This is a genomic window from Thalassotalea loyana (genome assembly GCF_030161435.1).
Lineage (GTDB): Bacteria > Pseudomonadota > Gammaproteobacteria > Enterobacterales > Alteromonadaceae > Thalassotalea_G > Thalassotalea_G loyana.
On record NZ_BSSV01000003.1, the window covers coordinates 320,022 to 332,740 of the forward strand.

At 39.9% G+C, this 12,719-nt stretch carries 12 protein-coding genes; 7 read left to right on the forward strand and 5 right to left on the reverse strand.

The annotated features are described in order from the left end of the window. Positions 1-9: 9 nt before the first annotated feature. Both QQK05_RS09155 and QQK05_RS09160 read right to left on the reverse strand, forming a co-directional pair. A complete protein-coding gene (locus QQK05_RS09155) occupies positions 10-1,848 on the reverse strand; it encodes an SLC13 family permease (RefSeq protein WP_284297815.1) in 1,839 nt (612 codons plus the stop codon). 124 nt (positions 1,849-1,972) lie between these two features. Then, on the reverse strand, positions 1,973-3,493 hold the full coding sequence (locus QQK05_RS09160; protein WP_284297817.1) for a fumarate hydratase: 1,521 nt from the start codon (positions 3,491-3,493) through the stop codon (positions 1,973-1,975). Positions 3,494-3,652: 159 nt separating this feature from the next. On the opposite strand from QQK05_RS09160, the gene pabB reads away from it, so the two are divergent. The 3 genes from pabB to QQK05_RS09175 all read left to right on the forward strand — a co-directional run bounded on the left by pabB (position 3,653) and on the right by QQK05_RS09175 (position 7,200). After that, positions 3,653-5,056, forward strand: a complete 1,404-nt coding sequence (pabB, locus tag QQK05_RS09165; RefSeq protein ID WP_284297819.1) for an aminodeoxychorismate synthase component I — start codon at positions 3,653-3,655, stop codon at positions 5,054-5,056. A gap of 25 nt (positions 5,057-5,081) precedes the next feature. Further along, positions 5,082-5,678: a CoA pyrophosphatase gene (locus tag QQK05_RS09170; protein WP_284297821.1), complete on the forward strand. Its 597-nt coding sequence runs from the start codon at positions 5,082-5,084 to the stop codon at positions 5,676-5,678. A gap of 145 nt (positions 5,679-5,823) precedes the next feature. Then, positions 5,824-7,200 carry an L-serine ammonia-lyase gene (locus QQK05_RS09175; protein WP_284297823.1) on the forward strand — a complete coding sequence of 459 codons (1,377 nt, stop codon included), beginning with the start codon at positions 5,824-5,826 and terminating at the stop codon, positions 7,198-7,200. Positions 7,201-7,268: 68 nt separating this feature from the next. Here the strand turns inward: QQK05_RS09175 and cysB are convergent, their stop codons facing one another. Further along, entirely contained in the window at positions 7,269-8,243 is a 975-nt protein-coding gene (gene cysB, locus QQK05_RS09180) for an HTH-type transcriptional regulator CysB (protein ID WP_284297825.1), read from the reverse strand. Positions 8,244-8,481: 238 nt separating this feature from the next. On the opposite strand from cysB, the gene QQK05_RS09185 reads away from it, so the two are divergent. The 4 genes from QQK05_RS09185 (at position 8,482) to QQK05_RS09200 (ending at position 10,790) form a co-directional block, all read left to right on the forward strand. Further along, on the forward strand, positions 8,482-9,252 hold the full coding sequence (locus QQK05_RS09185) for a hypothetical protein (protein ID WP_284297827.1): 771 nt from the start codon (positions 8,482-8,484) through the stop codon (positions 9,250-9,252). Between the two features lie 89 nt (positions 9,253-9,341). Then, the gene (locus QQK05_RS09190; RefSeq protein WP_284297829.1) at positions 9,342-9,710 is read left to right on the forward strand and encodes a ribosome recycling factor family protein; all 369 of its coding nucleotides are present in this window, start codon (positions 9,342-9,344) and stop codon (positions 9,708-9,710) included. Positions 9,711-9,887: 177 nt separating this feature from the next. Then, entirely contained in the window at positions 9,888-10,256 is a 369-nt protein-coding gene (locus tag QQK05_RS09195; protein ID WP_284297831.1) for a SulA-like leucine-rich domain-containing protein, read from the forward strand. A 66-nt stretch (positions 10,257-10,322) separates the two neighbouring features. Beyond that, positions 10,323-10,790 (forward strand): YchJ family protein, encoded by a 468-nt coding sequence (locus QQK05_RS09200; RefSeq protein ID WP_284297833.1) that lies wholly within the window; start codon positions 10,323-10,325, stop codon positions 10,788-10,790. On the opposite strand, the gene QQK05_RS09205 is transcribed toward QQK05_RS09200, so the two are convergent. Together QQK05_RS09205 and QQK05_RS09210 are read right to left on the reverse strand one after the other, a co-directional pair. Further along, the gene (locus tag QQK05_RS09205) at positions 10,753-11,286 is read right to left on the reverse strand and encodes a VC2046/SO_2500 family protein (RefSeq protein ID WP_284297835.1); all 534 of its coding nucleotides are present in this window, start codon (positions 11,284-11,286) and stop codon (positions 10,753-10,755) included. The genes QQK05_RS09200 and QQK05_RS09205 overlap by 38 nt on opposite strands. 93 nt (positions 11,287-11,379) lie before the next feature. Further along, positions 11,380-12,612 (reverse strand): ATP-binding protein, encoded by a 1,233-nt coding sequence (locus tag QQK05_RS09210; RefSeq protein ID WP_284297837.1) that lies wholly within the window; start codon positions 12,610-12,612, stop codon positions 11,380-11,382. Between the last annotated feature and the right edge of the window lie 107 nt (positions 12,613-12,719).

The window sequence follows — 12,719 nt, forward strand, 5'->3', positions numbered from 1 at the left end:
CCAAGCGCATTAAAAATAAACAATGTTTAACGTGATTGACAAAGTGATCCACATTAAGGCGATTAGCGGGACCCCCACCTTAACAAAATCCGAAAACTGGTAACCACCAGCATTCATCACTAATAAATTAGTTTTGTATGCCATGGGGGTCGCATAGCTTAAGTTTGCTCCAAAGAGAACAGCTAGGACAAATGGCTCTGGAGGAGCACCAAGTTGTTGTGCTACTGACATAGCAATCGGCGTCCCTATTACTGCCGCAGCATTGTTAGAGACAATATTTGTTAAGATAGCGAGTAATAGCATGAGTGCAGCCAGAACTCCCCCTACGGGTAGCGAAGAGGATAGAGCAACAAAAATCTCCGCTAAGTACTGAGCGGCTCCAGTACTGACCATTGCAGCGCCAAGAGCCAATGAGGCCGCTACAATCAAAATCACTTGAGTACTTAAAGCTGATGCTACTTCCTGCCAATTCAAGCATCGGGAAGCAAGTAAAACGAATACGCCGCACATAGCGCTAATGACGATAGGCAATACATCGAATACCGGCAATAAGACCACGCCAAATAACACGCCTAAGGCAACAGGTGCTTTTTTAGTCTGGACAACCTTCGCCGCACCGTCAACAACCAGAATACCTTGTTGAGATTTCAATTCTTCGATTTGATCGGCATCGCCTTGGACTAACAAAATATCCCCTACTCGCAATGGAATACTACCGATGCTTTGTCGCTCGATATCCATCGGCTTGCCTTCACGATGTAACGCGACAGCGCTAATCCCGTACTCTGAGCTAAAATTCGCGCTTTTTAGTGTTTTGCCTATCAGCCCAGACCCAAGAATAATGACGACCTCAGCGAGCACTTGGTTACCAGCCTCTAATGGGTGTTCAGCATCTATTTTATGTTTCCCTGAGTGCAACGTAGCTTTTAATACGCTTTCGTATTCTTTCAATCGGTCTGGATAATCTTTGACATGAATACGATCATTAACTTTGATAATGGTGTCTGGCAAAGGCAGTAACTTGTGAAAATCCTTACCACGTTGAATACTTTCAATTCGAATCATGCCATCCGTTAGTTTTATCGCTTTTGATACCTTTTCACCGATTAAAGGACAGTTTTCGCCTACATGCAGGTAAGCGCTAAATAACCGCGGAGAGGTATCTGGCAAAGATGCTTCACGTTCGGGTAAAATTCTTGGCGCAATTAGCCATAAATACAATAACGCAACGACAGCAGCACCAAACGCGATCGGTGCAAAGTCAAACATCCCAAAACGTTCCATCCCCAGATCGGCAGCAACACTGACTACCAGTAGGTTTGTTGATGTACCAATCGTTGTAAACATGCCACCAACTAGCGTGGCAAATCCCATTGGCATTAACATGCCACTGACATTGGATTGCGTTCGAATCGCAACGCTTATTAATATAGGTAAAAGTAGAACGACAATAGGGGTATTATTGACAAATGCACTTAATGCCCCCGCAATAATTAAGGTACTCAATAATGAAAATGAAGGACTGACTTTCCACATCCGTGACAAGTTTCGTCCAATAGGCTCTAGGGCTCCTGTTAAAACAATGGCCTGTCCGATAATCATCAAGGCACATACCGTGACAAGTGCCTCATGCCCAAAGCCATGAAAAAAGTATACTGGATCTAACGTTTCGCCTTGATACTGGAAAGGAAAGAGCGCAAAAAATACGGTCAAAACCGCAATCACCGCTAATGATGAAGTTTCTAATGCAATGTCGTCACGCTTAAATAGATATAGCGCACCTAGCGTTAACAATAGTACAAACAAAGCATGCATATTTGGCAGCGATGGCAACCCAGCAAATAGCATTTCACATCCCTAAAAGCTTGTTATTATTTCAACACCTTAGCACCTTTTTTTAAAATAGATGAAATTTTCTTCATTACAAATAAAAAAAGCGCTCATGAGAGCGCTTTTCTAACACAGATTTTTCTTAACTTAAAGCTTCATCCAAATTTTCAATCTTGGCTTGCCAGATTGCCGGACCAGTAACATGAGCAGACTCGCCCGTGCTATCTACAGCAACGGTAACTGGCATATCTTCTACTTCAAACTCGTAGATTGCTTCCATACCAAGGTCTTCAAACGCTACAACCTTAGCTTTCTTAATTGCTTTAGACACTAAGTAAGCTGCGCCACCAACTGCCATTAAGTATACTGATTTATTGTTCTTGATTGACTCACAGGTAGCTGCTCCACGCTCAGCTTTACCAATAGTCCCCAGTAAACCTGTTTGTGAAAGCATCATGTCAGTAAACTTATCCATACGTGTCGCCGTCGTTGGGCCTGCTGGACCTACCGCTTCATCGCCAATAGCGTCAACTGGACCTACGTAGTAAATAAACTTATCGGTAAAATCAACAGGAAGTTCTTCTCCCTTATTTACCATATCTTGAATGCGTTTATGAGCGGCATCGCGTCCTGTTAGGATTTTACCTGAAAGTAATACCGTTTCACCGGTTTTCCAATCGCTAACGTCAGCCTTCTTTAATTCATCGACATTAACACGGCGCACGTTTTCACCAACTTCCCAGGTAATTTCTGGCCACTCTTCTAGCTTAGGAGGAGTTAAGTCAGCTGGGCCTGAGCCATCTAGGTGAAAATGCACATGGCGTGTTGCCGCACAGTTAGGGATCATCACAACAGGCTTAGACGCAGCGTGTGTCGGTGCTGAGTTAATTTTTACATCAACAACCGTTGTTAAACCACCTAGGCCTTGTGCACCAATACCTAATTTATTCACACGTTCGTATATCTCTAGACGCAACTCTTCTTCTGCGTTTTGTGGACCACGCTCGATTAACTCCTGAATATCAACAGGATCCATTAAGCTTTCTTTAGCAAGTACACCCGCTTTTTCCGCTGTACCGCCAATACCTATACCCAACATACCTGGTGGACACCAACCAGCACCCATTTTAGGTAATGTTTCAACAACCCAGTCAGCAACTGAGTCAGAAGGGTTTAACATCACCATCTTAGTTTTATTCTCACTTCCGCCACCTTTTGCAGCGATCATCACTTCAACGTGATGGCCTGCAACCATATCTAAATGAACGACTGACGGAGTGTTGTCTTTTGTGTTTTTACGAGCGCCTGCCGGATCAGCAACAATTGAAGCACGAAGCGGGTTGTCAGGGTTCATGTACGCACGACGTGTGCCTTCATCAACCATTTGCTGAACTGTCATGTCAGTTTTATCCCACTTAACATCCATACCAACTTTGACAAAACAAGTCACAATACCAGTATCTTGACAGATTGGGCGCTTACCGTGAGCCGACATTCTTGAGTTAATCAAAATTTGAGCGATGGCATCTTTTGCCGCTGTGCTTTGCTCTTTGTGGTAGGTTTTTTCTAATGCTTGAACGAAGTCAATTGGATGGTAGTACGAGATGTATTGCAATGAGTCAGCAATACTCTCAATAAAATCTTCTTGCTTTATAATTGTCATGAGTCTCTCTTTTTTTGGTTTCTTCAACATCAGCATCACAGCGAAGTAAACTTTAGTTGAAAGTTATAATTTTGCCGATATGATACCTTGCTTAAAAGCGACTCGCTAGCGGTTTAGCGAGGGTTATCGATACAATTTGATAAAAACATTGAGTTAACGTTGCAATCAAACAATCTTCAGTATGGCTATGAAGCCAAACCTTTGACAAACTTTTCCGTAAATCAAGCGTTAAATGCTATTAGTCAGCTTGTTAAAGAGCCGTGGGCAATGTGGTTAGACTCATGTAATAGTCAACATATCGATAATCAGTACGATATTTTTGTTTGGCAGCCGTTGTGCAAAATAAAAACGACAAATCATCAAACGTTTGTCTGCAAGGATGACATATGGGATTTGTTTAGCAGTTTAGATCCACTTGTAGCTATTGAGCAAAAAATAGCTGAGTGTTTCGAGGCGACAAACATTTCACCGTCAGGTTTGCCATTTAATGGCGGCGCTGTGGGTTATTTTAGTTATGATTTAGGTCGAGCTTTTGAAACTTTGCCATCACAGGCATCAAACGACCTAGCCGTATATGATATGGCGGTTGGTATTTATGACACGGCAATCATAATCGATAAAATAACCGATACGGTTTACCTGTTTTGTCTCGACGATAAACGAGAAGAATTGATTAATGCGTTAACTAAAAATGCATCTGTACCATACCAAGAAAATACCAATAAATTTGCGTTAAGCTCAGCGTGGCAGTCGAATATGACACAAGCGCAATACCGAGAGAAGTTTGAAAAGATCCAACAATATTTGCGATCAGGTGATTGTTATCAAATTAACCTAACACAACGCTTTGAAGCGCAATATCAAGGCGATGAATTTGATGCCTATTTAAAGCTCAGAAAACACAACAATGCGCCATTTTCAGCGTATCTCAATATTGATGATATTAAGGTGCTTAGTATTTCCCCTGAGCGATTCATCCAGATCAAACAAAATAAAGTACAAACTAAGCCGATAAAAGGCACACGTCCACGTAGCAATGATCCGACGCAAGACGAAAAAAACAAACAGTCATTGTCTTTAGCAAACAAAGATAAAGCCGAAAATCTAATGATTGTTGACCTGTTGAGAAACGATATTTCAAGGGCATGTAAGCCCGGCAGTGTTAAAGTGCCTAAACTATTCGATATTGAAAGTTTTCCAGCGGTACATCACTTAGTGAGTACTATTGAAGGCGAACTTGCAGAAGATAAGTCTGCAATAGATTTGATACGAGGAGCCTTCCCTGGAGGGTCAATAACTGGCGCTCCCAAAATTCGCGCGATGGAAATTATCGAAGAGCTTGAACCACATAGGAGAAATATATATTGTGGTTCTATTGGATACATTTCTGCCTGTGGCAACATGGACACCAGTATTACAATTCGAACACTCACATGCCTAAACGGAAGAATCATCTGTAACGCTGGCGGCGGAATTGTTGCTGATTCTGCTTGTGACGAAGAGTACCAAGAAACTTTTGACAAAGTGAATAAAATTTTACCGGTACTCGGTGAGCTTAACTGACGAAAAGTAACGACAAGGAAATAAAATGAATAAATCGGAATTTCTTAACTTATTCAAACTATCTCCTTTAGCTGAATCAAGTCATCAGTTTCGTTATTCTCTCGTATCTGACAGACCTACCCGTCAAGCCGCTGTGTTAATTGCAATTACCGAGCGAAATAACCAACTTGAAATACTCCTGACAAAACGAGCAAAGCATTTAAAGCACCACGCGGGCCAAATCAGTTTTCCCGGAGGCAAGGCAGAAGCTCATGACGACAACCTTAAGGTTACTGCAGTAAGAGAATTTGAAGAGGAAGTAGGTATCAAAAGAGAGCAGCTTGAGCTTTTAGGGTGCATGCACCCCTACCAAACGATTTCAGGCTTCGACGTATTACCCGTCATCGCTTATTTGCATGAGCCAATAACGTTTAACATTGATACAAACGAAGTGGACGAAGTATTCTTTGTACCCTTGGAGCATTGCCTAGATACCAATAATCATTTGCATGTTGCAACCCAACTTCGTGGCCAAGACTACAAAGTTACCTTCATTCCCTACCAAGACTATAACATTTGGGGAGCAACAGCAGCGATGTTGAAAGACTTTGCTCTACACTTCCAACAGCCTTCGCTTGGCTAACAATAAGCTCATTTTTCATCTCACAGCTATACTAATGTAGATGTAAGAGCAGTTTTTATTGTTCATTAAGTTAACTTTCAGTTACCATTACCGAAGATAATTCAAAATATTTACATTTATTACAGTATTAATTCAGGTTTATAGCATGATTAGTGTATTTGATATGTTTTCTATCGGCATCGGCCCTTCAAGTTCTCATACCGTGGGACCAATGCGCGCTGCAAAATTATTTGTTGATGAACTATTAAACACAAACCAGTTAACTCAGGTTGACCGGGTAAAAGCAGAGCTTTTTGGTTCTTTAGGTCAAACGGGCATCGGCCATGGTACAGGTAAAGCCGTCATTTTAGGACTTACAGGTGAAACGCCTGAAGGGATACCAGTTGAAAAAATTGATACGACCTTAGCTAGCGTAGAAAAGTCGCAAACAATCCTTTTAAACGGTGAGCATGAAGTAGCATTTCCAAAGGGAGATGCCATTATTTATCATCGACGAAAAACGCTACCCGCTCATGCAAACGCAATGACAATTTTCGCATACAACGATGAAGAACTTTTGCTAGAAAAAACGTTTTATTCTATCGGTGGTGGATTTATCGTTGAAGATAGTGAATTTGAAAAAGAAAAAGACAAAGCATTATCGTTGCATAGTAACATTGACCGACCTCATAAATTCTCAACTGCCGACGAATTAATTACCGAAGCGACAACTAAAGGCATTAGCATCAGTACATTGATGATGGATAATGAAAAATGCCTGAATGATGAAGCAACAATTCGAAAAAACCTTGTAAAAATTTGGCAAGCTATGCACGAATCTGTTGAGCGTGGTATTCGTACAGAAGGTATTTTACCTGGCGGTTTAAAAGTAACCCGTCGAGCTCCTGCATTACATCGAACACTATCTGTAGAAAATTCTAATGACCCACTTACAGCCATGGACTGGGTAAATTTATTTGCACTCGCTGTGAACGAGGAGAATGCGGCTGGTAGTCGTGTTGTGACAGCACCAACCAACGGTGCAGCAGGTATTATTCCTGCAGTCTTGTGTTACTACAATAAATTTATTAAACCTGTGGACGACGAAGACTGTATTCGTTACCTATTAACGGCCGCAGCCATTGGTATTCTATACAAAACCAATGCATCTATCTCTGGTGCTGAAGTGGGTTGCCAAGGTGAAGTAGGTGTCGCTTGCTCAATGGCTGCTGGTGCACTCACAGAAATTATGGGTGGTAGCCCACAACAAGTTGAAAATGCAGCCGAAATTGGTATGGAACACAACCTAGGCCTTACATGTGATCCGGTAGGTGGTTTAGTCCAAGTTCCGTGTATTGAGCGAAACGCTATGGGTGCTGTGAAAGCGATAAATGCCTCGCGATTAGCATTGCGTGGTAATGGCACACAAAAGGTATCTTTAGACAAAGTCATTAAGACAATGTGGGATACAGGTAATGATATGAAAACGAAATATAAAGAGACTTCTCGTGGTGGTCTTGCAGTAAATATTATCGAATGTTAATTGGAAATTATTGCCATAAAAAAAGCCCTTACACTCACGTGTAAGGGCTTTTTTAGTAAGTTCTATTGCTATCGAACCGGTAAATCAATATCAGAGAACATCTCTTCAATTTCAGCATTATTTTTTAATAACACGGCTTTAGTCACTAAATCGCGATTCAAGTGTGGTGCAAATCGCTCGATAAAGTCAAACATATAGCTTCTCAGGAAAGTTCCACGTCTAAAGCCTATTTTGGTCGTGCTCGCCTTGAACAAGTGACTTGCATCTATTCTAACAAGATCACTATCTAGCTCATCATCTAATGCCATCGTGGCTATTACGCCAATACCAACGCCAAGACGAACATAGGTTTTAATTACATCAGCATCTGTCGCAGTAAATGCTATTTTAGGCTCACACCCTACTTCCTTAAAAGCTGTATCAAGTTCAGAGCGCCCGGTAAAGCCAAACACGTACGTAACTAAAGAATACTGAGCAATATCAGGAATTGTAATATTCTTCATAGTTGCCAAAGGATGATCTTTGCGAACAATGATACTGCGGTTCCAGTGATAACATGGCAACATGATCAAGTCGTTGTATAAGTGCATTGACTCTGTCGCTATCGCAAAATCCGCTTCGCCTTTTGATGCAGCATCGCTAATTTGTGCTGGTGTACCTTGATACATATGCAATGAGACTTTTGGAAATTTCTTCACAAACCCCTGAATGATATCAGGCAACGCATAACGTGCTTGAGTATGTGTTGTTGCGATACGTAATTTACCTTCATCAGGTTGAGTATGCTCGCGAGCAACGGCTTTGATCGCTTCAACCTTTGAAAGAATTTCCGTTGCAATATTAATCACTTCATTACCAGCAGGAGTAACATGCGTTAAATGCTTGCCCGAACGACCGAAAATTTGAATACCAAGCTCGTCTTCAAGCATTCGCACTTGCTTACTAATTCCAGGCTGTGAGGTATATAAACTCTCTGCCGTAGCAGAAACGTTTAAATTATTATTTAGGACTTCGACAATGTAACGGAGTTGTTGGAGCTTCATAACGCATCTTAATTTTTTTGCTTATAGCAAAAATATATACAAAATCATTCTAATATTCCATATTATTTTTACATGCAATTGAATTTATTTTAATCAACCTACGAAAATTGCGACTAAATCGGCCATAAATAAGCTATCTATTTATCATCAATGAAAAAATCTATATTTGGGCTATGCTTATAGAAGCATTTTTTGTAGACTGCTAAGTGTTTATATAATCATAACTGAGAAGTGGAATATGGTCGCTATTATCATTGGCTTAATCTTCATACTGATAATAATCGTAGTGGTTGTTAACGCCATTCAGCAACAAAAACAAAAACAAGAACAAGAAAAGCGGGCAAAAATTGCTAAGCAAAAAGCTATCGTTGACGAAAATGAAGAGCTACTTGCTAACCTCTCTAATATTCCTGCTTCACCAAATCTTAATTTGATTTTGCAACGAAGAAGCTTGAACGCTGCTAGAGAAATGAAAAACCTTTCTCCTGAATCAAAAGCTACAGCTTCTCGAGTAGATGAACTTGAAGCACGCTTTAATGCAGCCAAAGACTCTGCTCAATCAGGTGGTTCAAAAGATGAACAATTTATTTTACCTGATAACGAGAAACAGATTATTGCCATTTTACAACTGATCAAAAAGCTCAGAGCCACGCTCAAGAGTGAATTGAACAAAGGTATGGTGGACCCACAAGTATTTAGTGCAGAAGATAAACGCTTAGATTCAATGCAGTTGAAAATTAATATTGAAAGCCTAGTTAAGCGTGGTAACCAAACTTATAACAATGAAATGGTAGGTTCTGCTCGTCAGTATTACGAAAAAGCAATGCAAACGCTTACGGATCACCCTATCCAGTCAGAATATGCAAGCCAGAAAAAGGCAGAACTTGCAGAGAAACTAAGTGAAATAACTTCCCAGCTGAAATCTGCAAATGCAGAAGATAGAGCGAAGAAAGCAAAAGAAGAAGAAGACGAGTTGGATATGTTATTTCAACCAAAGAAAAAGTGGTAAGTATCAATTTGTTAAAAATAAAAGCCAGCAATTTGCTGGCTTTTTTTTTGATGTTATTATGATATTTTACTTTTAACTAAACATTTTTCGTGGCTGCTGAAATTTCAATAATCTTACCGTCTTTCCTACGAAAGTCTTTAAAAGCATATGCATTAAAAGCGTTAATAAGAGAGCACGGTTGCACCTTAAATAGAATTGGGCGTTCAAGAAATTGGCAATTGAAAGGGACAACAGACCAGCTCGAACTTGTAATCAATGATATCGCGCAAAGCGACGAAGCCAGCTGGCAATGGCTAATAAAAAAACTTTCAAGCCATATTGAATACTCTACCCATGAAAGCTTGCTGGCATTAGCTAAGCGCAATCCTAATATTACCGTTAATGAGCTAATGGCCAAAGCGAATTGCACGTTAGCCCAAGCCAGACAAATTATTGATGAACTAGAATGGCTTGATTAGCCAAATAGTACATACACAACTCTCCACCCCCCTTCTAGTTTTTAATTGTTTACATGTTTTGCAGTAGCTTGCTGTACTTTTTTTACAGCAAGGTTGTATTTTTTTACTTTTAATGTTGAAAACTGTTTAAATTTACAGTACTGTTATTTCATACAGTAAATATACAGGTGAATTTTGATGGACATGCAAACAACAGTTAAGACACAAAACGTATTGGTTAATCAACAAACGCAAACGCTTGCAAATATCTACAGTACACATAAAAAACAAAATAAATGGATCATGATGATAGACGCAGAGGACAATGCGCTCAAATCTCTATCACAAGAAAACGATATCAATACCAAAAAGATCCTTAAAGTACACAGCAATAAAGTAAAAGTGCACGCAGAAAGTATCGAAAAAGCACTGAAAAAAGGAAATTGTAGCGCTGTAGTGCTGTGTAAACAGCTATTTGCTCAAAGCCAAATTGATAAATTAAGCAAACAAGCTGCTCAATCAAATACCGATTTTATTGTGCTAAACAATCTAACAACAGTGCATTAATCCATACCAAATTGAACATCATTCATTTATAGTATCGGCTAATTCTTTTTTCAGCCGACACTATATATGCAATGTCCATGTCAAAGCCAAAAAAGCTATGAGAATTGTTGTAAGCCGCTCCACTTAATAGAACAAGTCGCTCGCTCTCCTGAGCAACTAATGCGTTCTCGTTATAGTGCATACGCGTTAACTAATGCTCTCTATATCTTTAATACCTATCATTCAAGCAAACGACAAAGTATATCGGTTGACGAGCTTGATGAGTGGGCCCGTGCTACGACTTGGCTAAAATTAGAAATAAACGCAACAAGCCAAGACACGGTAACTTTCACAGCAACCTATGTAGAAGCTGGCCAATTATTTGAAATCCAAGAACTCTCTCGGTTTTCTATCGAAGCGAATGAGTGGCGTTATGTTGATGGTGATATATTGAAACACAATGCATTACCAAAACCTAAACGAAATGAGAAATGCCCTTGTGGCTCGTTAAAGAAACTTAAGCAATGCTGTGGAGTGAAATCGAATCTGATTTAAGCATTGATGTCTTCACATTTTTTATCCAATGCTCGATATTGTTAGTGGGTTTAGCGGCAATAGTTTTATCTGCGGTATGCTCAAGTCGTTTTTGTTGGCAAAGTGACAAGTTAGATTTTACTACGGTAGGTATAAACTTAGCGTCGTTACGAAACGCTAGTGCATTAGGTTTGAGACATTGTTCTAGACGAATATCGTCAAATCCTTCATCCAATAGAACGCCGCCTTGATTAAAGCCAGTGATATCCTCGAGTGAATTTAGAGACATCGGTTGTGCTTCAGGCAAATCAAAAAATGAACGAAGTTGCGATTGCTCTTTATCAGCATCTTTATCAAGACTATCTAATTCTTCTCGTTGAAACTCACTAAAGTCTCTGACATCTTGGCTTAGCATGGCCAACATCAATGAAAAGTCACTACGACGTTTCTCATGAACACAGTGGTTTAACTGTGAACCTAATTGAGTTTCATTGATTAATAGCGAGTCGATTTCCAAAATACCAGGCCGATAGGATTAACAAGTAAACTCTATATCGACCCAAACATTGGAAACTTAAGTATTTTTTTCAATAATTATTGGCTTGAACAATTATTGAACGATAGGGAATTTTAAGCGGAACTTAGCACCACCTAAGCGTCCATCAGCGACATCGACTTTACCTTGATGCCACTCCATAATTCGCTCAACGATAGCTAAACCAAGACCAAATCCACCCTCGTCTTTATTCCGACTTTTATCGGCTCTAGTAAAGGCTTCAAACACCTGAGACTTGATGTCATCTTCTACACCATTACCATTGTCTTCGACATCAATAATAATGTCGTCTTCTGACTGGCTTAATGTGATGACAATCAGGTCATCTCCGTATTTGATGGCGTTAGTAATATAATTCGCTAACGCTCTATCAATAAAATGCTTATCGCATTCGACATATAAGTTGCCAACTTGATTATTAATCTCTATTTTTCCATCATATTGCTCATATTTAGCAATATGACTTTTAACAATATCAATCGCTTTATAGTCGGCAAAGTTTAATTGTGGTCTATCAGACTCTAACGTCGAGTACATTAGCAACTCGTTAATTAACTCATCAAGCTCTTTAGTATCACTATCAATTTGCTCGATATATTTGGCGCGCTTCTCTTCATCCTTCGCTACAGCAAGCATTTGCAGCGCAAAACGACTTCTTGCTAATGGCGTTCTTAGCTCATGCGCCACAGCATTTGTGAGCTCTTTGTGTGCATTAGCCAAATTCTTTAAACGAATCGCCATCATATTAAACGTCTTGGTCAATGGGCTGATTGTACTTGTCATCGCTTTAGGTGCTTGAACATCAAAATTACTTTCACCAATGAGACGAGCAGTTTTATCCAAAGAATCTAAATCTCTTGATAAGGGCCACAGCCAAAAGAATATCAAAATCCCAAATACAACTAGTATCAACGTCCGACCAAACGTCGCAAGCTCCGGTCGGGTTGGTATCTGCATCGGCCCCAAGATCAAGACTTGCTCAGTTTTGCCTATTAAGTGATGCAACATGACGTCATCACCTTGCAAATAGATATATGTTTTGCCGCGAGCTAGCCTTTCCTGATCATCTTTTGTTAGCTTTTTAATCGTTGGCATTAAGCGAGTGCTCAAATGAATCTGAAATTTTTCGTTTAACCGGCTTAGTTCCTCATCCCACTCTTCCTCAGGTAAAGAGAGCAAGCGTTCCTCCGCTGCAGCCATAACAATTTTGTAGCCGTCGTAGGAGTCAACATCTTGTTCTAGATAAAAGTGCCAAGCTTGGTCTAGAAACCAAATAATAGACAACAATGAAAAAACAATAAGAAGATATAAACTGAAAAAAGTGCGACCAAGTCTCATAGTAAAAAAGCTTTATCAATCAAATAAAAAAGGGGGACAATCCCCCTTTCTTTAAA

Coding starts and splice junctions, on each gene's coding strand:
- QQK05_RS09155 (WP_284297815.1), bottom strand. CDS start 1,848: ATGCTATTTGCTGGGTTGCCATCGCTGCCAAATATGCATGCTTTGTTT.
- QQK05_RS09160 (WP_284297817.1), bottom strand. CDS start 3,493: ATGACAATTATAAAGCAAGAAGATTTTATTGAGAGTATTGCTGACTCA.
- QQK05_RS09170 (WP_284297821.1), top strand. CDS start 5,082: ATGAATAAATCGGAATTTCTTAACTTATTCAAACTATCTCCTTTAGCT.
- QQK05_RS09175 (WP_284297823.1), top strand. CDS start 5,824: ATGATTAGTGTATTTGATATGTTTTCTATCGGCATCGGCCCTTCAAGT.
- cysB (WP_284297825.1), bottom strand. CDS start 8,243: ATGAAGCTCCAACAACTCCGTTACATTGTCGAAGTCCTAAATAATAAT.
- QQK05_RS09185 (WP_284297827.1), top strand. CDS start 8,482: ATGGTCGCTATTATCATTGGCTTAATCTTCATACTGATAATAATCGTA.
- QQK05_RS09195 (WP_284297831.1), top strand. CDS start 9,888: ATGGACATGCAAACAACAGTTAAGACACAAAACGTATTGGTTAATCAA.
- QQK05_RS09200 (WP_284297833.1), top strand. CDS start 10,323: ATGCAATGTCCATGTCAAAGCCAAAAAAGCTATGAGAATTGTTGTAAG.